Raw genomic sequence first — 20,604 nt, 5'->3', positions numbered from 1 at the left:
GGCGGTTCTAAGCACGGCGTCGGGTGACGAGCCAGATGAACCCGAGCCCGCACCAGCCGACAAACGTCAGAAACCAGCCCGAGAGCAGGGTCTGGATTAGAACGCTGTCCTGTTCGCGGCGCCGCCACGCCTGGTAGTCGGAATTGGTGAAGATCGATCCTATGCGCCGGACCCGCATCAGCTCGCCGGTATAGGCGCCCACTCGCGACGACGATTGCTGACGGGGCTCATCAAGCAACAACATCCCCGGATGATGGGTGGGATGCTGATGACCCAACTCCAGCAACCCGAGTTGATATGCCCACTTCAGCCGAATGGCGTCGCTCGCGGACGTCTCGAAGCCAATCTCGTAACCTTGCTGAACAACACTGACCACGCTCGCTCCCGCAGGGCCGCCCCAAGGCGAAGCTTGCAGTTATGCACGTAATTCACATCACCTCAACCTAGCCGAATACAATCCAGAGGCGCTCGCTGGCGTAGTTGACCGCGTGCGCCACTCCCAGCCGTAGGCCCCCTACCCCCCTCAGTCCTCAACCGCCTCCACCCCCCGCCGCGCCAGGTCCGCCAGCCCGTCCCGCATCGCCTTCAGCTGCTCGGCCGAATGCCCGGTCCAATCCACCACCTCCCCCACCACCCGCAGCGGGGCCCGCGTGCGGTACGATAGGGTCGGATTGCCCGGGAATTTCTGGTCCGTCAGGTTGGGATCGTCCTCGAACGGGCCGGTCGGCTCGACGACGTAGATCCGGCCCGGCCCCTCGCCCAGCGCCAACTCCGCGCCCCAGGCAGCCGCATCCAGGGTGGCGGTGAGGTAGACATAGGCCGCCTGTTTCCGCCGGCCGTAGTTGGAGGCGTAGCCGGGCGCGATCAGGTCGCCCGGCGGCCTTGGCGCCATGGAAGAAGGCCTGGACGCACGGTGTGGCTGTCATGGATCGAGGGCCCTTCGAGATCGGTCGAGGGCGCCACAGACTGCGCACAAATCGCCGGCCGACAATTCTTGAACTGAGGTATTTCGCGCCCAAATCCCTGTCAGGCGGGCGCGGCGGCGCTGCCCTACCAGGCGCTCACCGCCCCATAGGGGTGCTCGAACTGCAGGGCCACGAACCGCGCCGTCGTCGGCCCATAGGCCCGGTCGATCTGTCTGAAGGTCGCCGCCATGGCCTCCCCGCGCGGCAGGACCACCTTGCGGTCGAACCGCTCCGGCAGGCTGGCGGCGCGATGGAGCGTCAGCCCGTGCCGGGTCGTGACGCTGGCCGGCCCGGTCGCCCAGGCGGTGGAGCGGTAGGTGCGCGACCAGGCGTCGAGGGCCGTGCCGAAGGCGATCTCGTCCAGGCCGGCGGTGAGCGGCAGGGCCACCGCCTCATGGCGCCAGAAGGCCAACCGGTTGGCGACCACCTGGGTCATGCCCCACGGCGTCAGGCGGTAGTCCTCCCCCGCATGGCGCGGGTCGGGCAAAGGCAGGGCCAGGCGGGCGGCGGTGGCGGCCATCACCGGTTCCCCGGCCAGCTGGGAGAGCAGGTGCAGGGTGGCCGGCTCCCCGGCGCTGATCCCGGCCGTGGTGATGACCGGCCCGTCCTCCACCCAGCGCCGGTCGTGCCGCCAGGTCACCCGCGGATGCTGCTTGGCGAGCTTGCCGCGGCTGTACCAGTGGACCGTGGCCTGGCGGCCGTCCAGCAGGCCGGCGGCGGCCAGCACCTTGGCGCCGTTGCAGATCGACATGATCCTGGCCCCGGCCTTGAGCTGGGCCCGCAGCCAGGCGGCGCGGGCGGGGTCGTCCACCACCTCCAGGGCCGGGACGATCACCACGTCGGGGCGCGGCCGGCGGGCCAGTTCGGTGAGCGTCATCTGCGGCGCGGCCCAGGCGAAGCCGGGGGTCAGGCGCACCGGCGCCTTGGTCGCCGCGACCACCTTGACCTCCACCGCCCCGCTCTCGGCGAGGATGGCGTAGGGGGCCAGCAGGTCGGTGGCCACCGTGCCCCGCGCATCGGCGAGGATCACCACCAGGGGCCTGGCGGCCGCGGCGGGGCCGGCCGTCCCAAGGACGAACAGGGCGAGGAGGACGAGCAGGCGCGTCAGTCGAGGCATGGGCGGACCTCACGGGGATGGTCCGCCGAGGCTAGCCCCCGCCCCGGCCGGGCCAAATGTCATTATTCCAACCATTCCTGCCGTCGGCCCGGGGATAAACTCCGCGGGGCCGGATGAGGGGTCGAAAGCCCTATCCGGTTAGGGACGGCGGGAGACGCCGGCGGCGCAAACAAAAACGCCGCCCTCGCGGACGGCGTCTGTGGGTTTCGCAGGCGGCGATGGGCCGGTCAGCCGGCGCGGATCTGCTCGCGGGCCTGGGCCAGGAGTTCGTCCATCTTCATGCGCACCTCACCTTCGGTGATGGCGACGCCGGACCCCTTCAGGTCCTCGAACACCTTGCGCAGCACGTCCTCGTCGCCCGGCAGCTCGAAGTCGGACTTCACCACCGCCTTGGCGTATTCGGCGACGCTGTCCTCGGAGAGGCCCATCAGGGCCGCGGCCCATTCGCCCAGCATGCGGTTGCGCCGCGCGCCGGCCTTGAATTCCTGCTCCTGGTCGAGCTCGAACTTCCTCTCGAAGCCGCGCTCTCGATCGTTGAAGGTGGTCATGTGTTCCCCAGTGGGCCGTCAGTCGGGCGTTGCATATCCCTTGAGCCGCGTGCTCGCAACGTAAACGCGCCGCGTCGCGATGTGGCGCCCGCGCCGTTTGCGCACGCCCTGCCGTTCCGCTAATCCTCATCAGGCCTCATATGGGCGAGAGGCCGAGTCGACGGCTCGGCTAACCCTCGCCCTCGGAGAAGGCGTCTATGACCACCCGCCGCAAGAAGATTTACGAGGGCAAGGCCAAGATCCTCTATGAGGGTCCCGAGCCCGGAACCTTGATCCAGTACTTCAAAGACGACGCTACTGCCTTCAATTCGCAGAAGAAAGCGATCCTGGAAGGCAAGGGCGTCATCAACAACCGGATCAGCGAATATGTGATGGTCAAGCTGAACTCCATCGGGGTTCAGAACCATCTGATCAAGCGATTGAACCTGCGCGAGCAGTTGATCCGCGAGGTGGAGATCATTCCGCTGGAGGTGGTCTGCCGCAACGTGGCCGCCGGCTCGCTGTCGCAGCGCTTCGGTCTGCCCGAGGGCCAGGCCCTGCCCCGCTCGATCATCGAGTTCTACCTGAAGGACGACAAGCTCAACGATCCCATGGTCGCCGAGGAGCACATCACCGCCTTCAACTGGGCCTCGACCCAGGAGATCGACGACATGATGGCCCTGACCCTGCGGGTGAACGACTTCCTGACCGGCCTGTTCGCCGGGGTCGGGATCACCCTGGTGGATTTCAAGGTGGAGTTCGGCCGGATCTACGAGAACGACTTCTCCCGCGTGCTGCTGGCCGACGAGATCAGCCCGGATTCGTGCCGACTGTGGGACGCCCAGACCAACGAGAAGCTGGACAAGGACCGCTTCCGCCGCGACATGGGCGACGTCATCGAGGGCTACACCGAAGTCGCCCGGCGGCTGGGCATCATGAAAGAGATGCCCACCGTGATCCAAGGAGGCCTGCACTAGTGCGCGCGAAAGTTCATGTGTTCCTGAAACCCGGCGTCCTGGACGTCCAGGGCAAGGCGGTCGAGAACGCCCTGCACGGCCTGGGCTGGCCCCAGGTGGACGGGGTGCGCGTCGGCAAGACCATCGAGTTCGATCTGAAGGCCTCCGACGCCGCGGCGGCCGAGGCCGAGGTCAAGCAGATGTGCGAGAAGCTGCTCGCCAACACGGTCATCGAAAGCTACCGCGTCGAGGTGGCGTGAGGGCGGGGGCCCTCATCGCCATCCTCCTGACAGGCCAGGCCTGCGCGCCGACCGCCACGCCCGCGCCGCCGCCGTCGGCCTTCAAGCTCGACTGCGGCCGGCCCTATGAGGCCCTGTCGGCCGACGTCCTGGCCCTGAGCGATCTCAAGCCCGCGCCACGAAGCCCGGGCGAGCCCTATCGTTACTATGCGACGCCGGACGGGACGCTGGCCTTCGTGTTCACCGAGCCCGGCGCGCCGGGCCATCCGGCGATCATCCGGCAGGTGGCGGTCCGCAAGGACGGGGCCACTGTCATGGAGAACACCGGCTGCCCATATGGCGACCAGAAGGGCTTCCACCAGCTGATGGCCTATCTCGGGGGACTGAAGACAAGATGAGCGGCTATCACCTCGCCCAGATCAATATCGGGACCCTGCGGGCGCCGATCGACGATCCGATGATCGCCGATTTCAAGAACAACCTCGAACGCATCAACGCCCTGGCCGAGGGCTCGCCGGGCTTCGTCTGGCGCCTGACAGGCGAGGGCGACGACGCCACCGACATCGAGGCCTTCGACGACCCGCTGATCGCCATCAACATGTCGGTTTGGGAGAACCCTGCAGAGCTCGGCGCCTTTGTCTACCGTTCCGGCCACATCGAGTTCATGCGCCGCCGCGCCGAGTGGTTCGAGAAGATGGAAATCTATATGGCGTTGTGGTGGGTCCCCGTCGGCCACCAGCCGACACCAGAGGAAGGCGTGGCGCGCCTGGCGACCCTGCGCCGCCTGGGGCCGTCACCCGGGGCTTTCACCTTCCGCGACATCTTCCCGGCGCCGGATTGCGTCGAACCGCCTCTCCCAATCCTCGACGAATGCGCCTAGAGAGCCGCCCATGAAAGCCGCCGTCATCGTCTTCCCCGGTTCCAACTGCGACCGCGACTGCAAGGTCGCCATAGAGCGCTCCACCGGCGCCTCGGTGGAGATGGTCTGGCATGCGGAGACCGCCCTCCCCTCCGGCCTCGACCTGATCGTCCTGCCCGGCGGGTTCTCCTATGGCGACTACCTGCGCTGCGCCGCCATCGCGGCCCTGTCGCCGGTGATGTCCGAGGTCAAGGCGGCGGCCGAGCGCGGCGTGGCGACGGTGGGGATTTGCAACGGCTTCCAGGTGCTGACCGAAGCCCAGATGCTGCCCGGCGCCCTGCTGCGCAACGAGGGCCTGAAATATGTCTGCAAGCCGGTCGGCCTGGAAGTCACCAACGCCCAGACCCGCTTCACCGCCGCCTATGGCGGTCGTCGCGAGGTGGAGATGACGGTGGGCAACGGCGAGGGCAACTTTTTCGCAGACGAGGCGACCCTCGACCGCCTGGAGGGCGAGGGCCAGGTGGTGTTCCGCTATCTCGACAACCCGAACGGCTCGTCGCGCGCCATCGCCGGAATCGTCAATTCGAAGGGCAATGTGCTGGGCCTCATGCCCCACCCCGACCGCGCCTTCGAGGCCGAGCTCGGCTCGGCCGACGGCGCGCTGCTGTTCCAGAGCGCGCTCGCCAGCGCCTAGGGCCGAAGGGCCTCCAGGTTTCGCTTCAAGGCCGCGGAGCCGGCCTCGGTCAGGGGACCGGCCACCTCGAGGAAGCTGTTGGGCAGGACGTCGGTGATCCAGACGATCCGGCAGCGGCTATCGCCCTCGGCGAAGACCTGGAAGGAGGCGTTGTGGTGGACCGGCGCGCCGTCCACCACCGCGTAGGCCACCCGCCTGGCGCCGTCGTCGACATCGACGATCAGCTCCCTGGCCACCATGCCGCCGGCGAAGGTGACGATGCGGGCGTCGCCCTCCATCTGGCAGTCGGTGAGCACGGGGGCAAAGGCCTTGTGGGCCTGATCCACCTGGCGCAGCACCGACCAGGCGACGTCGGCGCCCACCTCGACGGCGATGTCCCTGCGGATCGAGGCCATTACTCGGTCCCCCAGATGGCCTCGACATTGTTGCCGTCGGGATCGGTCAGGAAGGCGGCGTAGTAGGTGGGGCTATAGTCCAGGCGTAGGCCCGCCTCGCCGTTGTCCTTGCCGCCGGCCGCCAGGCCCGCCGTGTGGAAGACCGCGACCGCCTCGCGGCTTGGGGCGCGGAAGGCCACATGGGCGCCTTGTGAAGCATCGCCGCCGGCATAGAGCCACAGGGCTGGACTGCCGGGCGGGCCGAAGCCGGCGCCCTCGGCGTCCTCATAGCTCTTGACGCAGCCCAGGGGGGCCAGCGCCGCGGCGTAGAACCGGGCGCTCGCCGCCACGTCTTTCACTCTCAGGCCGATATGGTCGTACATGGGGGAACCTCCGTTGAACTGGAGGTCACCCTAGGGTGGAGGCCGCCAGCCGTTCTTGGAGGATCTTGCGGTCGCCCCTGGCGGCCTTGCGGAAAGCGCGCGGCGAGACCCCCGCCGCCCGGCCGAATGTCCGCACGAAGTTCGACAGGTCGCCAAACCCGACGTCATAGGCCACATCGGTGATCGAGCCGTGGTCCTGGGCCAGCATCCGCGCGGCGCGGCGCAGCCGCGAACGGACCAGGTACTGGTGCGGCGTGACACCCAGCACCTTTGCGAACAAACGCAGGAAGTGGAACGGGCTGAGCCCCGCCTCACGGGCCGCGCCGTCGAGGTCCACGGCCTGGTGGGCGTTGGCGTCGATCCATAGGGCGGCCTCCACCGCCCGGCGGCGGTCGCGGCCAACGGCCTGGGGCGGCGCGCGACGCTGGCCGGTCACGGTCGAGACGAAGCGGGCGGCATAGAGCATACCGGCCTCGTCCATGCCGACATCGCTGCGGCCCTCAGCGGCCGATTGCGCCAGTTCGCCCAAGACCATGAGTTCCGGCAGGGGCGCGACGCCGCCGGTGCGCCAGACCTCCGGCTTGCCGCCCAGGGTCTCGATCAGGGCCGGCGACAGCTGGAAGGACAGGCACTCGTCGCCACATTGATGGTCGTGGGTGCAGACATAGTCGTCGCCGGCGCGGCCGATGACAGTGGAGCCGGTGACCATCTCGAAGGTCTTGCCGCCCAGCCGGTAGCCGAAGCTGCCCTTGCGCACATAGGAGACGCAGGTGACGTCATGATGTTCGGCGAAGGGCGCGGCGGAGGGCCCCGCCTCGCACCGATAGTCGACCACCTCGATCGACCCTGACGCCAAGACCGTACGAACCGACATTCCGTCCCAGGCTGCTGTTTCAACGCCACATACTAGCATGGAGGGTGTTGCGGACTTGGCGATTCTTGCGGTCGCTTGACAGCAGGTTTTACCGTCGTAATTAGAACCAGAACTACAGGCGTAAGATGAAAATCCACATCACCGAAGCGGAAAGCCAGGTCATGGACGCGCTCTGGCGGGAAAGCCCGCGCAGCGCAGAGTCGATCGTGGCCGACGTCACCGCCCGCCAGGCCTGGGGCGAGGCGACGGTGAAGACCCTGATCAATCGCCTGCTGAAGAAGAAGGCCATCAAGTCCGAGCGGGTGGACGGCCGCCACCAGTACCGGCCACTCGTCGCGCGCGAGAACTATGTCCAGGCCGAGAGCCAGGACCTGCTGGACCGGCTGTTCGGCGGCCAGCTCGCGCCCCTCGTGGCCCATTTCGCCAAGCATCGGGCGCTGAAGCCCGCCGAAATCGCCCGGCTGAAGAAGCTGATCGAGGACCTGGACGATGACTGAGCTGTTCGCCGATCTCCTCCGGGCCAATCTGGCGGCGAGCCTAGCAATCGTACTGGTGCTCGCCCTGCGCCTGCCCGCCCGTCGGGTGTTCGGCGCGGAGATCGCCTATCGCCTCTGGCTCATCGCGCCCCTGGCCTACGTCGCGAACCTCATCCCCGCCGCCGAGGCGACCGACGCCGCCGGGCTTCCAGCCGCGACCTTCACGGCCCTGACACCCTCGACCCCGCTGGCGGTGCAGGTCTGGATCGCGGGCGCCGCCGCCGTCCTGGCCCCGATGGCGCTGGGCCAGCAGCGGTTCCTGAACCGCGCCAAGGCTGGCGCAGCGGGCCCGGCCGTGGTGGGGATCATTTCTCCGCGGATCGTCACCCCCGCCGACCACGAGGCGCGCTTCACGCCCGAGGAACGCGCCCTGGTCCGGGCCCACGAGCGGGCGCACATCGACCGCGGCGATCCCCGGGTCAACGCCGGGGTGGCCCTCGCCCAGGCGGTGAACTGGTTCAATCCCCTGATCCACCTGGCGGCCTATTTTGTGCGCCTCGACCAGGAGCTGGCCTGCGACGCCACGGTGATGGCGCGGCGCCCGGGCGAGCGGCGGCGCTATGCCGAGACCATGCTGAAGACGCAGCTCGGCACGACTCCCCTGCCCTTCGGCTGCTACTGGCCGGCCCCGTCGCGCCACCCCCTGGAGGCGCGGATCGACATGCTGAAGCAGCCGCGGCCCTCGGTGGTGCGGACGATGATCGGCGTCGGCGCGGTGCTGGCGCTTTCGGGCGCGGCTGGCTTCGGGGCCTGGGCCTCCCAGCCGCCCGCCCCGCCCCACGTCCGCTGGGTCGACCACCCCACGCGGGAGGTCATGAGCCCAACCCGGGCCACGGTGGTGATGATGACTCTGACGCCGGCCCAGATGGCGAACTTCAAACAGCCGAAACGCTAGCCGGCTCGCCAGGCCGCGCAGCCGTCGCTAGGCTCGCGCCAAACGCCCTTCGAGGAATCGCATGTCCCGGATTTCAACCCTGTGCGCCGCCGCCGGCGCGCTGACGCTCGCCTGTTCCGCCCACGCCCAGACGCCCTACATGGCGCCCGACATCCCGGCGAAGTTCGTCCGGCCGGTCGAGGCCTTCGACTACGTCAAGCGCGAGGTGATGATCCCGATGCGCGACGGGGTGAAGCTGCACACGGTCATCGTGATCCCCAAGGCCGCCAAGGCCGCGCCCATCGTGCTGACACGCACGCCCTACAACGCGTCGCGGCGCACGGAGCGGGCGGTGAGCCCCAACATGCTGGCCACCCTGCCCCAGGGCGACGAGGTGTTCGTCTCCGACGGCTATATCCGCGTCTTCCAGGACGTGCGGGGCAAGTACGGGTCGGAGGGCGACTATGTCATGACCCGGCCACTGCGCGGGCCGCTCAACAACACCCCGGTCGACCATTCCACCGACGCCTACGACACCATCGACTGGCTGGTGAAGAACGTGCCCGAGAGCAATGGCCGGGTCGGGATGATCGGGTCGTCCTATGAGGGCTTCACCGTCCTGATGGCCCTTGTCGACCCGCACCCGGCGTTGAAGGCCGCCGTGCCCATGAGCCCAATGGTCGACGGCTGGAAGGGCGACGACTGGTTCCACAACGGCGCGTTCCGGCAGGGGACCTTCGACTTCATCTACAGCCAGAACGCCGTGAAGGGCGCCGGCGAGGACGTCGCCCGGGGCGGCTATGACGACTACGAGAACTTCCGCCAGGCCGGATCGGCCGGCGACTACGCCAGGAAGTTCGGCTTCGACCAGTTCCCCTATTGGAAGAAGCTGTCCGAACACCCGGCCTATGACGAGTACTGGCGCGAGCAGGCCCTGGACCAGATCCTGGAGAAGAAGCCGCTCACCGTCCCGACCATGGTGGTCGGCGCCCTGTGGGACCAGGAGGATATCTACGGCGCGGTGAACACCTATCGGGTGCTGGAGCCCAAGGACACGGCCAACGACATGGCCTTCCTGGTGCTGGGCCCCTGGCGCCATTCCGGGGTCAATTACGAACAGCGCCAGCTCGGCGCCCTGAAGTTCGCCGGCGACACCGCCACGGAGTTCCGCCGCGAGGTGATGAAGCCGTTCCTGGACGAGCACCTGCGGCCCGGCGCGCCCAAGGCCGACACCCCGCCGGTGTTCATCTACGAGACCGGGACCAACGCCTGGCGGCGGCTGCAGAAATGGCCGATCGCCTGCGAGAGCGGCTGCCAAGCCAAGTCGAAGCCCCTCTACCTCCAGGCCCAGGGCGGCCTGGGCTTTGGCGCCGCGGCGGCCGGGGCCGACGACTATGTCTCCGATCCCGCCAAGCCGGTGCCCTACATCCCAAGGCCGGTGCAGGCCGACAACGCCGAGGCCTGGCGCACCTGGCTGGTCGCCGACCAGCGCGCCGTGGCCGACCGCACCGACGTGCTGACCTATGTCTCCGAACCCCTGACCGCCCCGCTGCAGATCTCCGGCGAGCCGATGGTCAACCTGTTCGCTTCCACCACCGGCACGGACGCCGACTGGGTGGTCAAGCTGATCGACGTCTATCCGGAGGAGATGGCCTCGACCCCGGAGATGGGCGGCTATCAGCTGGCCGTGGGCATGGACATCTTCCGCGGCCGCTACCGCGACTCGATCGCCAAGCCCTCGCCGATTCCGGCCGGCAAGGTGCAGCGCTATCGCTTCGCCCTGCCCCACGCCAACCACGTGTTCCTGCCGGGGCACCGGGTCATGGTCCAGGTGCAGTCGAGCTGGTTCCCGCTCTATGACCGCAACCCCCAGACCTATGTGGAGAACATCTTCTTCGCCAAGCCGGGCGACTACCGCAAGGCGACGCAGAAGGTCTTCCACGGCGGCGCCAGCGCCAGCTTCATCGAGCTGCCGGTGGTGGTGGAGAAGCCCTAGGCCAACGAAAAGGCCGGCGCCTCGCGGCGTCGGCCTCTTTTCGATCCGCACGTTGGCTTCAGCGATCCTTACGGTCTTCCCCGCGCTCGCCTTCCCGACGATCGGCCTTGTCGGCCTGCGGGTCCGGGCGATTCCGATCCTGGCCCTGCTGTTGCTGCTGGCCGGGGCTCTGCTGTTGCGGGGTCTTCTGCTGTTGTTGCGGATCGCGGTTTTTTTCGTTGCCCATGTGATCTCCCATGCTCGCGACGCGCCGCGACGGCGCTCGTACGGGATGCCAACCGTCCGGTCCCGCGGATGTTCCCCGGCCAAGCTGTTCACCCTCGCGTGACTCTGGTCTCGCTTTCAGAAATTACTCTTGTAATTCTTCAGAAGATTTACGAACGTAAATCACGGGCGCGAACGGGCGGCCGTGGAGGAAGAACATGCTGCGTCCGGTCACGGTCGAGACATCGCCCGCGCCGCCATCGGCGGCGGCGGGTCGTCCAGTTAACCGGCTGGCGGCCCGCCAATCATCGCAGGCCCCCCGATGAGCCGGCTGGCGCTGGGCGTCCTGGCCGCCTTCGCCCTGATCGGCCTGGTCCTGGCGGCGGGCGGCGACCTGCTGCGCCCCGATCGGCCCGGCGTCATCGCCCGCGGCGCCGCCGCCCATCCGCCGGAGCTCTGGCTGGCCGAAACCCTGGACGATCGGGGCGCGATCCGCGGCGCCGCGCAGGTCTGCGCCGACAACGTGGTCCGCGCCGGCTTCCTGACGCCCCTGCCGAGGCTCAATGGCGAACCCTGCCGGCGCATGGGCCAGGCGGTGGTGAAGCCCGACCTCTACGCCGTGCGCTGCGTGGCCTTCGACCGGCGCTATAGCGTCAATGTGACCCGAACCGGCGACCCCGCGCGGGACGTCACGGTCCGCTTCGCCCTACGCCCCATCGGGACCCCCGATCCGGGTGCGCGCCAGGCCGTCCGCTACCGTCGGCTCGGCGCCTGTCCGGCGGGCTGGCGGATCGGCGACACCGCCCGGCCGGGCGGCGTGCGACGGATCAACGCGCTGGCCGGCTGAACGCCCTATCGCGCGGGCGGGCGAGTCCGGGTAGAAGGCCCGGCATGAGCGCACAGCCTGCCAAGACCCTCCGCGAGACCGCCGCCGAATACGGCCTGAAGTCGGAGGAATACGACGTCATCCTCCAGCGCCTGAATCGCGAGCCCAGCGCCGTCGAGCTGGGCGTGTTCTCGGTGATGTGGAGCGAGCATTGCTCCTACAAGTCCAGCAAGATCCACCTGGGCAAGTTCCCGACCACCGGCCCCCGGGTGATCTGCGGGCCTGGCGAGAACGCCGGCGTGGTGGACATCGGCGACGGCCAGGCCTGCATCTTCAAGATGGAGAGCCACAACCACCCCTCCTATATCGAGCCCTATCAGGGCGCGGCCACGGGCGTGGGCGGGATCATGCGCGACGTCTTCACCATGGGCGCGCGGCCGATCGCCCTGCTGAACGCCCTGCGGTTCGGCGATCCCAGCCATCCGAAGACCAAGCGGCTGGTGGCCGGCGTGGTCAGCGGCATCGGCGGCTACGGCAACTGCGTGGGCGTGCCCACCGTGGCCGGCGAGACCAATTTCCATAAGGGCTATGACGGCAACATCCTGGTCAACGCCATGTGCGTGGGCCTGGCCGACGCCGACAAGATCTTCTACTCCGCCGCCCCGTCGCCCGGCCTGCCGGTGGTCTATTTCGGCTCAAAGACCGGCCGCGACGGCATCCACGGCGCGACCATGGCCTCGGCCGAGTTCGACGACGCCTCCGACGAGAAGCGCCCCACGGTCCAGGTCGGCGACCCCTTCGCCGAGAAGCTGCTGATCGAGGCGACCCTGGAGCTGATGGCCTCTGGCGCCGTGGCCGCCATCCAGGACATGGGCGCCGCGGGCCTCACCTCCTCCTCGGTGGAGATGGCCGGCAAGGGCGGGGTGGGCATCGAGCTCGACCTCGACATGGTGCCCCAGCGCGAAGAGGGCATGAGCGCCTACGAGATGATGCTGTCGGAGAGCCAGGAGCGGATGCTGGCCATCCTCAAGCCTGGCCGCGAGCACGACGGCGAGCGGATCTTCAAGAAATGGGGCCTGGACGCGGCCACCATCGGCTGGACCACCGACACCGGCCACATGGTGCTGAAGCACAAAGGCCAGGTGGTCTGCGACGTGCCGCTGGCGCCGTTGTTCGACGACGCGCCGCTCTATGACCGCCCCTGGGTCGCGCCCGACCTGCAGCCGCGGCTGTCGCCCGCTGAGGTGCCCCAGCCGGCCGACTATGCCCAGGCGGTGCTCAAGCTGATGAGCGCTCCGGACATGGCGTCGAAGCGCTGGCTCTGGGAGCAGTACGACCGCCACGTCATGGCCGACACCCTGGAGGACAGCGCCACCGGCGCCGACGCCGGGATCGTCCGCGTGCACGGCACGAAGAAGGCCTTGGCGGTCACCTCCGACTGCACCCCGCGCTACGTGCAGAACGATCCCTATTCCGGCGGCAAGCAGGCCGTCGCCGAGGCTTGGCGCAACCTGACCGCCGTGGGCGCAGACCCCATCGCCATCACCGACAACCTGAACTTCGGCAACCCCGAGCGCCCCGAGATCATGGGCCAAATCGTCCGCGCCATCGACGGCATGGCCGAGGCCTGCCGGGTGCTCGACTTCCCGGTCGTGAGCGGCAATGTCAGCCTCTACAACGAGACCAACGGCGCCGCCATTCCACCGACCCCCACGGTGGGCGCGGTGGGCCTGTTGAAGGACTCCAGCCTACGCGCCGACTTCTCAGGCATGAAGGCCGGCGACGCCCTGGTGCTGATCGGCGAGACCCGCGGCGAGCTGGGCGCCAGCATGTATCTGCGCGAAATCCTCGGCCGGGAGGACGGCGCCCCGCCGCCGGTGGACCTCGCCCTGGAACGCAAGACCGGCGACTTCATCCGGAACCTGATTCTATCGCGTCAAGCCGTTGTGGTGCATGATCTTTCCGACGGCGGCCTCATCGCGGCGGCCGGCGAGATGGCGCTGGCCTCCAAGGTGGGCGCGCGTCTGACCATCTCCGCCGAACTCCCGGCTCACGCCGCCCTGTTCGGTGAGGACCAGGCCCGCTACCTGCTCGCCGCGCCCAATGGCTACGAGCTGCTTTCGGCGGCCAAGGCCGCGGGCCTGCCGGCCGCCATCGTCGGCCAGGCCGGCGGCGAGGACCTGGCGGTCGACGGCGTCTTCACCCTCCCCCTCGCCAGGTTGCGCGAAGCCCACGAGGGCTGGATGCCGGCCTATATGGGTTAGGCCGGCTCGGTCGCCGCCTCCAGCATCCGCAGGCAGGCGGCGGCGAAGGCCTCCATGTTGGCGCCCCGGTCGTCGGACTCGGTCTCGACCGTGACCACCATCTCCACCGGGCCGGAGATGGCCACGCAGGTGTGTCCCGCCGCATCGCCATAAGGGTTGCCGGTCGGCCCCGCCGCCCCGGTCTCCGAGAGGCCCCAGGTGGCGCCGTAGCGCTCACGGGCGTTGCGGGCCAGCAGCAGGGCGTAGGGCTCGCTGGACGAGCGCACGCCGGCCAAGGCCTCCCGCGGGATGTCGGTCAACAGCACCCGCGCCTTGGCGGTGTAGACTACGGCGCCGCCCATGAAATAGGCCGAGGCTCCAGGCACCGACAGCAGCGCCGCCGAGACCAGGCCGCCCGACGAGCTTTCATTGACCGCCACGGTCTCCTTGCGGTCCTTCAGGCGCTGTCCCAGCACCGCGGCCTGCGCCATCAAAGCCTGCATTCCGGTCGTTCTCCATCCAACGGGCGGCGTGTTTTTCTTGGCTTCCGTATGCCGCCGCGCTCATGATGCCCGCCAATTAGAACGACCGCCATTCTCGGGAGGATATTTTATGGACGCCCAATCTCAGTGGACGGGGCTCGACGCCGGCCGTCTGGAACGCATTACCGAACATCTCGAACGCAACTATATCGGCCCGAAGAAGATCATGGGCTGCCAGGTGGCGGTCGCCCGCCACGGCCATGTGGCCTATCAGAAGTCGCTCGGCTCCATGGACCTGGAGCGGGGCAAGCCGATGGCCGACGACGCCATCTTCCGCATCTATTCGATGACCAAGCCGATCACCTCGATCGCGCTGATGACCCTGTATGAAAAGGGCTATTTCCAACTCAACGACCCGGTCAGCCGCTTTGTACCGTCCTGGAAGAACCACCGGGTGTGGATCTCGGGCGAGGGTGCGGACATGGTCACCGAGGCCCCCAAGCGCCCGGTCTCGTTCCGCGACGTGCTCTGCCACACGGGCGGCTTCACCTATGGCGGCGGCTTGCCCGGCGTGGGCATCCAGCACCCGGTGGACAAGATCTATCGCGAGCTGAAGATCCGCAGCGCCGGCTCGACCGACACCATGACGCAGTTCCTCGACAAGCTGGCCCAGGTGCCCCTGCTCTATCAGCCCGGCGAACGCTGGATGTACTCGCTGGCCACCGACATCTGCGGCGCCCTGGTGGAGGTGATCTCCGGCAAGCCCTTCGCCCAGTATCTGCAGGATGAGATATTCGGGCCCCTCGGCATGGTCGACACGGCGTTCTTCGTGGCTCCCGACAAGGTCGACCGGTTCTGCGCCAACTACCAGCGCGGCCCCGACAAGCAGCTGAAGCTGATCGACGACCCGGCGACCAGCGCCTTCATCAGCGAGCCGGGCTTCAAGTCCGGCGGCGGCGGGCTGACCGGTACGACCAGCGACTATCTGCGCTTCTGCGAGATGCTACGCCGGGGCGGCGAGCTGGACGGCCATCGGGTCGTCGGGCCGCGCACCCTGGAGCTGATGCACATGAACCACCTGGCGGGGGGCAAGGACCTCTCGACCATGGCGCTGGGGACCTTCTCCGAGACCGCCAACGACGGCGTGGGCTTCGGCCTGGGCTTCGCGTCCACCATGGGCCAGGTGGAGACCGGGTCGCTCGGCGTCGGCGACTACTTTTGGGGCGGCGCGGCCTCGACCATCTTCTGGGTCGATCCGAAGGAAGGCCTCTCGGTGGTGTTCATGACCCAGCTCATGCCGTCGGGGACGTTCAATTTCCGCGGCCAGTTGAAGAGCCTGATCTACTCGGCCATCGTCGACTGACGGGAATCTGGCGCGGGGACGTCGATGGATCTGCTGGTCAATATCGACGTCCCCGACCTGGCGCGGGCCATCGCCTTCTATTCCGACGCCTTCAGCTTGAAGGTCACGCGCCGCTTCGGCGACGGAGGGGCCGAGCTCTCCGGCTGGCCCGCCAAGATCTATCTACTTGAAAAACCGGAAGGTTCGGTCGGGGCGGGCAAGGACCTCCGCCGCTACGCCCGCCATTGGACGCCGGTCCACCTGGATGTGGTGGTCGCCGACATCGAGGCCGCCTTCGTCCAGGCCGTAGCCGCCGGGGCCCGCCCGGAGAGCGAAATCCGCACCGAGACCTGGGGCAAGATCGTGGTCATGGCCGATCCTTTCGGCCACGGAATCTGCCTGATCGAGTTCCTCAACCGCGGCTACGACGAGATCGCGCCAGGTCTCTGAATTTCCGGCGTCCGGAAACACCTCTTGGCGGCCGGCGAACCGTCTGGGAATCCAAGGGTTGTTAAGCTTTATGGCACACAAAGTTTCTTCGACCGGAGCAATCCCATGCCCATGCCCATCGCCGAACTGGAGCGTAGTCTCCGCGAGGCGTTTCCAGACGCCCAGATCCAGGTGGACGACCTGGCCGGCGACGGGGACCACTATAAGGCGCGGATCGTGTCCAAGGCCTTCGCCGGCCTGAACCGGGTCAAGCAGCACCAACTGGTCTACAGCGCCCTGAAGGGCCGCATGGGCGGCGAACTGCACGCGCTGGCGCTCGAAACTTCATCCCCGACCTAGAGGAGCGCCATGCGCTATCGACCCTTCGGCGTGGCAGGCAAGGCGGTCTCGGCCGTCAGCCTGTTGCTGCGCGAAGCGCCGAACATGAGCTCGCCCCAGGCCTGGCGGGCCCTGGTCTTCTCGGCGATGGAAAGCGGGATCAACTGTTTCGAGGTGGCCGCCGGCCTGGAGGTCGCCGCGCTCGGGCTCGGCGAGGCGCTGAAGTCGGTGGAGCGGCGGCTGCTGTTCCTGAGCTGGCGTCTGCGCGGCGATCCGCGCGGCGCCCTGACCGCCCAGGCCATCTCCCACAGCATCCGCAGCGGTCTGCAGAAGACCGGCGCCAGCTATTTCGACCTCGTGATGATGGACGAGACCGCCTACGAGACCCTGGCGCCCGACGCCCTTGAACACCTGGCCCAGCTGCGTTCCGCGGGGCTGTGCCTGCAGATCGGCGTGGCCGGCGACGGCGCGGCGGTCGACGAAGGTATCCGCAGCGCCGCCTTCGACGTGGCGGCGACGCCGTTCAGCATCACCTCTGACTGGCAGGCGCGCCGCCGAATCCGCGAGGCGTCGGACTGCAACATGACCTTGATAGGCTGCGAACCGTTTCCAGGCGCCCTTGGTCGCACCGTCCAGGCTGGGCCGGCGCGTAGCGGCCTGCTCGGGCGCGGCCGGGTCGAGCCCCTGGCGGGCGCCGGCACCTACGCCTTTCTGAACGACACGCCCGGCTGGACTCCCGACGAGATCTGCCTGGCCTATTCCCTGACCGAACCCAGCTTCGCGACCATCCAGCTCGAGGTCTTCCGCACCGAGGCCATCGCCCGGATGGCCGAGGTCACCGACAAGGACCTGCCCACGGGGGTCGCCGCCCAGATCGAGATGGCCCGCTTCGGCGAGGTCGCCGATCGTCGCAGGGCCTAGGCCGCGGGCCTGGCGCGTCTTGACCGGAGGCCCGGCCATCCCTAGCTCTCTTGCGACATATCCGCCTTGAAGGCCCGTGACGCCATGACCGACACCACCATCGCCAATCCCGCCCACGACTTCATCGCCAAGACCGTGGCCGAAAACCCGGTGGTGCTGTTCATGAAGGGCGTGCCCGAACAGCCGCGCTGCGGCTTCTCGGCCCTGGTCGTGCAGATCCTCGACCACCTGGGCGCCGACTTCATCGGCGTCGACGTCCTGCAGGACGACAGCCTGCGCGACGGGATCAAGACCTTCACCGACTGGCCGACCATCCCGCAGCTCTATGTGAAGGGCGAATTCGTCGGCGGCGCCGACATCGTCCGCGAGATGTTCCAGTCGGGCGAACTGAAGCCCCTGCTGATCGAACAGGGCGTCCTGGCTGCGTGAGCAGGCTCCTGGAGCCGCCGCCCGGCCGACAGGTCTTCACCCGAGAGTTCACGCCGTCTACGTCGGACATCGACGAGAACGGCCACGTGAACAATGTGGTCTATGTCCGCTGGATCCAGGACATGGCCACCTCGCACTGGCGCGCCCTGCAGCCCGAGGCGGAACAGACCCAATGGGCCTGGATCGTCCTGCGCCATGAGATCGACTACCGCCGCGCCCTGATGCCCGGCGAGACCGCCACGGCCGTCACCTGGGTGGCCGAGGCGCCGGAAGGCCCACGCTTCGACCGCTTCGTGCGCATCGACGGTCCCGACGGCGCCATGTGCGCCCAGGCCAGGACGGTCTGGTGCCTGGTCGACGCCCAGACCGGCCGTCCCAAGCGGGTGACACCCGACATCGTGGCGCGGTTCACCTGAGAACAAGGAGGATCGGCTTGCCCATCACCACCGAAATCCTACCCCTGCGCTGCGGCACGATCCGCGCGCCCGCCAACGCCCTCGAGCTTGACGCGCCAGGCGAGGTCGTCCTGCCCGTCTACGCCTATCTCATCACCCATCCCAGCAAGCGGTCGGTCGTCTTCGACGCCGGGCTGGCGCGGACGGATCACGGGCGGATCGTCGGCAAGACCTTCCACAACGAGCTGCCGGAGGGCCACGACGTGGCCGCGCGGCTGACCGCCGCCGGCGTCGATCCGGCCCGGGTCGAAGCCCTCGTGCTGTCCCACTCGCACTATGATCACATGGGCGGGGCGACCCTGATCCCCAACGCCAGGATCCTGATCCACCGGCAGGAGGAGCTCCGCAGCCTCGACACGGGCCACGACCTAGTCCGCACCGAGGACAATCACGACCTGTTCGGCGACGGCTCGGTGGAGGTGTTCGCCACACCCGGCCATACCTGCGGCCACCAGTCCCTGCGGGTCCGGCGGGAGGGCGGCAGCGACGTCCTGGCGGGTGATGCCTGCTACTACTGCCACTCGCTGGACAGGGACGACGCCGACCAGCCCTACGCCTTCGACAAGGACCAGTACGTGGCGACCAAGCGTCGCCTGATGGCGATGCGCGCGGCGGGCGACTTCATCATTCCCGGCCACGACGAAAGCTTCCTAGACCGCATCCCCAAGGGCAGCGCGGTTCGGGTCAGCGCGCTAAGCCGCCTCTAGCTCCCCGGCCCGGTCCAGGCTGCGAACGGGTTCAGCAGGAACAGCGGTGTCCGCTGCGCCACCCCCAACTCCTCATAGGAGAAGGTGAGGTCGGCGTGGCCCATGGCGAAGGACCGGCAGGGGTCCAGGCGCTTGCGGCCAAAGGCCAGGGTCACCGCCTCTCCCTTCCGCTCCACGAAGAACGAGAAGTCCTCCTTCTTGGTGCAGCCGTTGGAGGACACCCGGATGGTCAGGGCCTCGCGCCCGGCGCTGGCCGAATAGAGCGGCTCCAGCTCCGATAGCGACGAGCCCGCCGGCGCGACGATCGGCGGGGCCGCTGTGGCGCAGCCCGAGGCCAGGGCCAGGCCCGCGACAATGAACAGTCGGCGATTCATCGCGCCACTCCGCCACAAACCCCGACAAAGCAAAAGGCCCCGGATCGCTCCGGGGCCTTCGCAAATCTTGGTCGGGTTCGGCGGCCGGTTAGGACGCGTAGAACTCGATGACCAGGTTCGGCTCCATCTTCACCGGGTACGGGACCTCGGAGAATTCCGGCGCGCGGATGAACTTGGCGGTCATGGCCTTGGCGTCGACCTCGACATAGTCGGGGGTGTCGCGTTCGCTGGACTGCAGGGCTTCCAGCACCAGGGCCATGTTCTTCGACCGCTCGCGGACGGAGACGATGTCACCGGCCTTCACGCGGTAGGAGGCGATGTTCACCCGATTGCCGTTCACCAGCACGTGGCCGTGGTTCACGAACTGACGGGCGGCGAACACGGTCGGCACGAACTTGGCGCGGTAGACCACCGCGTCCAGGCGGCTTTCCAGCAGGCCGATCAGGTTCTCGGAGGTGTTGCCCTTGCGGCGCGCGGCCTCGGTGTAGGTGCGCGAGAACTGCTTTTCGGTCAGGTTGCCGTAATAACCCTTCAGCTTCTGCTTGGCGCGGAGCTGCAGGCCGAAATCGGAGACCTTTTGCTTACGGCGCTGGCCATGCTGGCCCGGGCCGTAGGAGCGTTGATTGACGGGGGACTTCGGGCGACCCCAGATGTTCTCGCCCATCCGCCGGTCGATCTTGTACTTCGCCGAGTGGCGCTTCGACATACGTCGTCTCTCTTCATAGTCGACCCGGGCCGGCGCCCCCGATAGTGGAGGCGCGATCTCAACGGCGGCGATCAGGTCACCCGTCATAGGTTCGCGGACCCGCACGGTTTCCCGGCGGCGCGAAGGGGCGGTGTATGACGGCCGGGCGGGCGAAAGTCAATCTCGGCCCCGAAGCGCCTCCCCGAAGCACGCCAGAGGGGAGAGCGCTTTACGGCCCAGCTGGCCGGCGGGATAGTCGGAGCGGTTCGGAGTTTCCCATGATCGGCGCCCTTCGTCTCGCGACCCTATCCGCCCTGGTCCTGGCCCTGGCCGCGCCCGCGGTCCAGGCGGCGACCTCGCGTCCCGACCTCGCGCCCGGCGTCGAGGTGGAAGACGCCTGCATGGCCGAGGCCCTGCTGGAGACCGGCTTCCAGGGCGCCATCCGCGTCTCCACACCGGCGGCGCGCGATCGTTCGCTGGAGGCCTGCGATCTTGAGGCCGAGGCCCTGCTGGTGGCCGAGTACAGCGCGGTGGCCGGGCCCTGCACGGCCGAGGCGCTGCGCGACCAGGGTTTCCTGGGGCGCTTCCGCGAACCGCGCGGCGGGCTTGGCCAGGACGACCTCGCCTGCGTCCACGCCGAGGCGCCCGCGGTCCCGGCTCCGGTCGAGGATCTGGTCACGTTCCGTGGCGCGGACGGGCGGGAGATCACCACAATGCGTCCGATCCCGAACCCGTATTAGACTTTATTCGGTCCGTACTGGACCACGAGTACAG

The 20,604-nt window shown here is 68.3% G+C and carries 28 protein-coding genes and 1 pseudogene; 18 read left to right on the top strand and 11 right to left on the bottom strand.

What is annotated here, in order from left to right; genetic code table 11:
• Nucleotides 1-7 precede the first annotated feature (7 nt).
• From V6M51_RS15630 to V6M51_RS15615, 4 genes and pseudogenes are all read right to left on the bottom strand, one after another.
• On the bottom strand, nt 8-376 hold the full coding sequence (locus tag V6M51_RS15630; protein ID WP_332768630.1) for a hypothetical protein: 369 nt from the start codon (nt 374-376) through the stop codon (nt 8-10).
• 147 nt (nt 377-523) lie between these two features.
• A pseudogene (arr, locus tag V6M51_RS15625) lies at nt 524-926 on the bottom strand (NAD(+)--rifampin ADP-ribosyltransferase).
• A 124-nt stretch (nt 927-1,050) separates the two neighbouring features.
• Nucleotides 1,051-2,082, bottom strand: coding sequence for a DJ-1/PfpI family protein (locus V6M51_RS15620; protein WP_332768628.1), 1,032 nt, complete (start codon nt 2,080-2,082; stop codon nt 1,051-1,053).
• A 227-nt stretch (nt 2,083-2,309) separates the two neighbouring features.
• Nucleotides 2,310-2,630 (bottom strand): DUF1476 domain-containing protein, encoded by a 321-nt coding sequence (locus V6M51_RS15615; RefSeq protein WP_332768626.1) that lies wholly within the window; start codon nt 2,628-2,630, stop codon nt 2,310-2,312.
• Nucleotides 2,631-2,827: 197 nt separating this feature from the next.
• Here V6M51_RS15615 and purC point away from each other — a divergent pair, with 197 nt between their 5' ends.
• The 5 genes from purC to purQ are packed head-to-tail and all read left to right on the top strand — an operon-like array spanning nt 2,828 to nt 5,357.
• On the top strand, nt 2,828-3,586 hold the full coding sequence (purC, locus tag V6M51_RS15610; protein ID WP_332768624.1) for a phosphoribosylaminoimidazolesuccinocarboxamide synthase: 759 nt from the start codon (nt 2,828-2,830) through the stop codon (nt 3,584-3,586).
• Complete coding sequence (gene purS / locus V6M51_RS15605; protein WP_305673231.1) at nt 3,586-3,825, top strand: phosphoribosylformylglycinamidine synthase subunit PurS; 240 nt, start codon at nt 3,586-3,588, stop codon at nt 3,823-3,825. Before purC ends, purS begins: the two co-directional genes overlap by 1 nt.
• The gene (locus V6M51_RS15600) at nt 3,822-4,202 is read left to right on the top strand and encodes a hypothetical protein (protein WP_332768620.1); all 381 of its coding nucleotides are present in this window, start codon (nt 3,822-3,824) and stop codon (nt 4,200-4,202) included. The genes purS and V6M51_RS15600 overlap by 4 nt, the downstream gene beginning before the upstream one ends.
• A complete protein-coding gene (locus V6M51_RS15595) occupies nt 4,199-4,684 on the top strand; it encodes a DUF3291 domain-containing protein (RefSeq protein ID WP_332768618.1) in 486 nt (161 codons plus the stop codon). Before V6M51_RS15600 ends, V6M51_RS15595 begins: the two co-directional genes overlap by 4 nt.
• 10 nt (nt 4,685-4,694) lie before the next feature.
• Nucleotides 4,695-5,357: a phosphoribosylformylglycinamidine synthase subunit PurQ gene (purQ, locus tag V6M51_RS15590; RefSeq protein WP_332768617.1), complete on the top strand. Its 663-nt coding sequence runs from the start codon at nt 4,695-4,697 to the stop codon at nt 5,355-5,357.
• Here purQ and V6M51_RS15585 read toward each other — a convergent pair.
• From V6M51_RS15585 to V6M51_RS15575, 3 genes are read right to left on the bottom strand one after another with little or no spacing between them, the layout of a single operon-like run.
• Nucleotides 5,354-5,752 (bottom strand): SRPBCC family protein, encoded by a 399-nt coding sequence (locus V6M51_RS15585; RefSeq protein WP_332768615.1) that lies wholly within the window; start codon nt 5,750-5,752, stop codon nt 5,354-5,356. The genes purQ and V6M51_RS15585 overlap by 4 nt on opposite strands.
• Nucleotides 5,752-6,114, bottom strand: a complete 363-nt coding sequence (locus V6M51_RS15580; RefSeq protein ID WP_332768613.1) for a VOC family protein — start codon at nt 6,112-6,114, stop codon at nt 5,752-5,754. Before V6M51_RS15580 ends, V6M51_RS15585 begins: the two co-directional genes overlap by 1 nt.
• Nucleotides 6,115-6,139: 25 nt before the next feature.
• Nucleotides 6,140-6,988, bottom strand: a complete 849-nt coding sequence (locus V6M51_RS15575; protein WP_332768611.1) for an AraC family transcriptional regulator — start codon at nt 6,986-6,988, stop codon at nt 6,140-6,142.
• Between the two features lie 131 nt (nt 6,989-7,119).
• Here V6M51_RS15575 and V6M51_RS15570 point away from each other — a divergent pair, with 131 nt between their 5' ends.
• From V6M51_RS15570 to V6M51_RS15560, 3 genes are all read left to right on the top strand, one after another.
• Nucleotides 7,120-7,485 (top strand): BlaI/MecI/CopY family transcriptional regulator, encoded by a 366-nt coding sequence (locus V6M51_RS15570; RefSeq protein WP_332768741.1) that lies wholly within the window; start codon nt 7,120-7,122, stop codon nt 7,483-7,485.
• Nucleotides 7,478-8,419, top strand: coding sequence for a M56 family metallopeptidase (locus V6M51_RS15565; protein WP_332768609.1), 942 nt, complete (start codon nt 7,478-7,480; stop codon nt 8,417-8,419). The genes V6M51_RS15570 and V6M51_RS15565 overlap by 8 nt, the downstream gene beginning before the upstream one ends.
• Nucleotides 8,420-8,480: 61 nt before the next feature.
• On the top strand, nt 8,481-10,394 hold the full coding sequence (locus V6M51_RS15560; RefSeq protein ID WP_332768607.1) for a CocE/NonD family hydrolase: 1,914 nt from the start codon (nt 8,481-8,483) through the stop codon (nt 10,392-10,394).
• 58 nt (nt 10,395-10,452) lie between these two features.
• On the opposite strand, the gene V6M51_RS15555 is transcribed toward V6M51_RS15560, so the two are convergent.
• Nucleotides 10,453-10,620, bottom strand: coding sequence for a hypothetical protein (locus V6M51_RS15555; protein ID WP_332768605.1), 168 nt, complete (start codon nt 10,618-10,620; stop codon nt 10,453-10,455).
• Between the two features lie 300 nt (nt 10,621-10,920).
• On the opposite strand from V6M51_RS15555, the gene V6M51_RS15550 reads away from it, so the two are divergent.
• Nucleotides 10,921-11,445, top strand: a complete 525-nt coding sequence (locus tag V6M51_RS15550) for a hypothetical protein (protein WP_332768603.1) — start codon at nt 10,921-10,923, stop codon at nt 11,443-11,445.
• Nucleotides 11,446-11,489: 44 nt separating this feature from the next.
• Nucleotides 11,490-13,688, top strand: coding sequence for a phosphoribosylformylglycinamidine synthase subunit PurL (purL, locus tag V6M51_RS15545; RefSeq protein ID WP_332768601.1), 2,199 nt, complete (start codon nt 11,490-11,492; stop codon nt 13,686-13,688).
• Here the strand turns inward: purL and V6M51_RS15540 are convergent.
• A complete protein-coding gene (locus V6M51_RS15540; protein WP_332768599.1) occupies nt 13,685-14,170 on the bottom strand; it encodes a CinA family protein in 486 nt (161 codons plus the stop codon). The two genes, purL and V6M51_RS15540, sit on opposite strands and share 4 nt — an antisense overlap.
• A 109-nt stretch (nt 14,171-14,279) precedes the next feature.
• On the opposite strand from V6M51_RS15540, the gene V6M51_RS15535 reads away from it, so the two are divergent.
• The 7 genes from V6M51_RS15535 (at nt 14,280) to V6M51_RS15505 (ending at nt 18,771) form a co-directional block, all read left to right on the top strand.
• Complete coding sequence (locus V6M51_RS15535; RefSeq protein WP_332768596.1) at nt 14,280-15,512, top strand: serine hydrolase domain-containing protein; 1,233 nt, start codon at nt 14,280-14,282, stop codon at nt 15,510-15,512.
• Between the two features lie 24 nt (nt 15,513-15,536).
• Complete coding sequence (locus tag V6M51_RS15530; protein WP_332768594.1) at nt 15,537-15,941, top strand: VOC family protein; 405 nt, start codon at nt 15,537-15,539, stop codon at nt 15,939-15,941.
• Between the two features lie 105 nt (nt 15,942-16,046).
• On the top strand, nt 16,047-16,280 hold the full coding sequence (locus V6M51_RS15525; RefSeq protein WP_254836344.1) for a BolA family protein: 234 nt from the start codon (nt 16,047-16,049) through the stop codon (nt 16,278-16,280).
• A 9-nt stretch (nt 16,281-16,289) separates the two neighbouring features.
• On the top strand, nt 16,290-17,180 hold the full coding sequence (locus V6M51_RS15520; protein WP_332768591.1) for an aldo/keto reductase: 891 nt from the start codon (nt 16,290-16,292) through the stop codon (nt 17,178-17,180).
• Nucleotides 17,181-17,264: 84 nt separating this feature from the next.
• Nucleotides 17,265-17,609 (top strand): Grx4 family monothiol glutaredoxin, encoded by a 345-nt coding sequence (grxD, locus tag V6M51_RS15515; protein ID WP_332768589.1) that lies wholly within the window; start codon nt 17,265-17,267, stop codon nt 17,607-17,609.
• Nucleotides 17,606-18,025 (top strand): acyl-CoA thioesterase, encoded by a 420-nt coding sequence (locus V6M51_RS15510; RefSeq protein ID WP_332768587.1) that lies wholly within the window; start codon nt 17,606-17,608, stop codon nt 18,023-18,025. Before grxD ends, V6M51_RS15510 begins: the two co-directional genes overlap by 4 nt.
• Nucleotides 18,026-18,042: 17 nt before the next feature.
• Nucleotides 18,043-18,771: an N-acyl homoserine lactonase family protein gene (locus tag V6M51_RS15505; protein ID WP_332768585.1), complete on the top strand. Its 729-nt coding sequence runs from the start codon at nt 18,043-18,045 to the stop codon at nt 18,769-18,771.
• Here V6M51_RS15505 and V6M51_RS15500 read toward each other — a convergent pair.
• The gene (locus tag V6M51_RS15500) at nt 18,768-19,145 is read right to left on the bottom strand and encodes a hypothetical protein (RefSeq protein ID WP_332768583.1); all 378 of its coding nucleotides are present in this window, start codon (nt 19,143-19,145) and stop codon (nt 18,768-18,770) included. The two genes, V6M51_RS15505 and V6M51_RS15500, sit on opposite strands and share 4 nt — an antisense overlap.
• A gap of 88 nt (nt 19,146-19,233) precedes the next feature.
• Nucleotides 19,234-19,851: a 30S ribosomal protein S4 gene (rpsD, locus tag V6M51_RS15495; RefSeq protein WP_305674895.1), complete on the bottom strand. Its 618-nt coding sequence runs from the start codon at nt 19,849-19,851 to the stop codon at nt 19,234-19,236.
• A gap of 257 nt (nt 19,852-20,108) precedes the next feature.
• Here rpsD and V6M51_RS15490 point away from each other — a divergent pair, with 257 nt between their 5' ends.
• The gene (locus V6M51_RS15490; protein WP_332768579.1) at nt 20,109-20,570 is read left to right on the top strand and encodes a hypothetical protein; all 462 of its coding nucleotides are present in this window, start codon (nt 20,109-20,111) and stop codon (nt 20,568-20,570) included.
• Nucleotides 20,571-20,604: the final 34 nt, after the last annotated feature.

The sequence above is a fragment of the Phenylobacterium sp. genome (genome assembly GCF_036677185.1).
In the GTDB taxonomy this organism is placed as follows: domain Bacteria; phylum Pseudomonadota; class Alphaproteobacteria; order Caulobacterales; family Caulobacteraceae; genus Phenylobacterium.
Note: the sequence above shows the minus strand (reverse complement) of the source record. Positions and strands in the feature narration are given on the sequence as shown.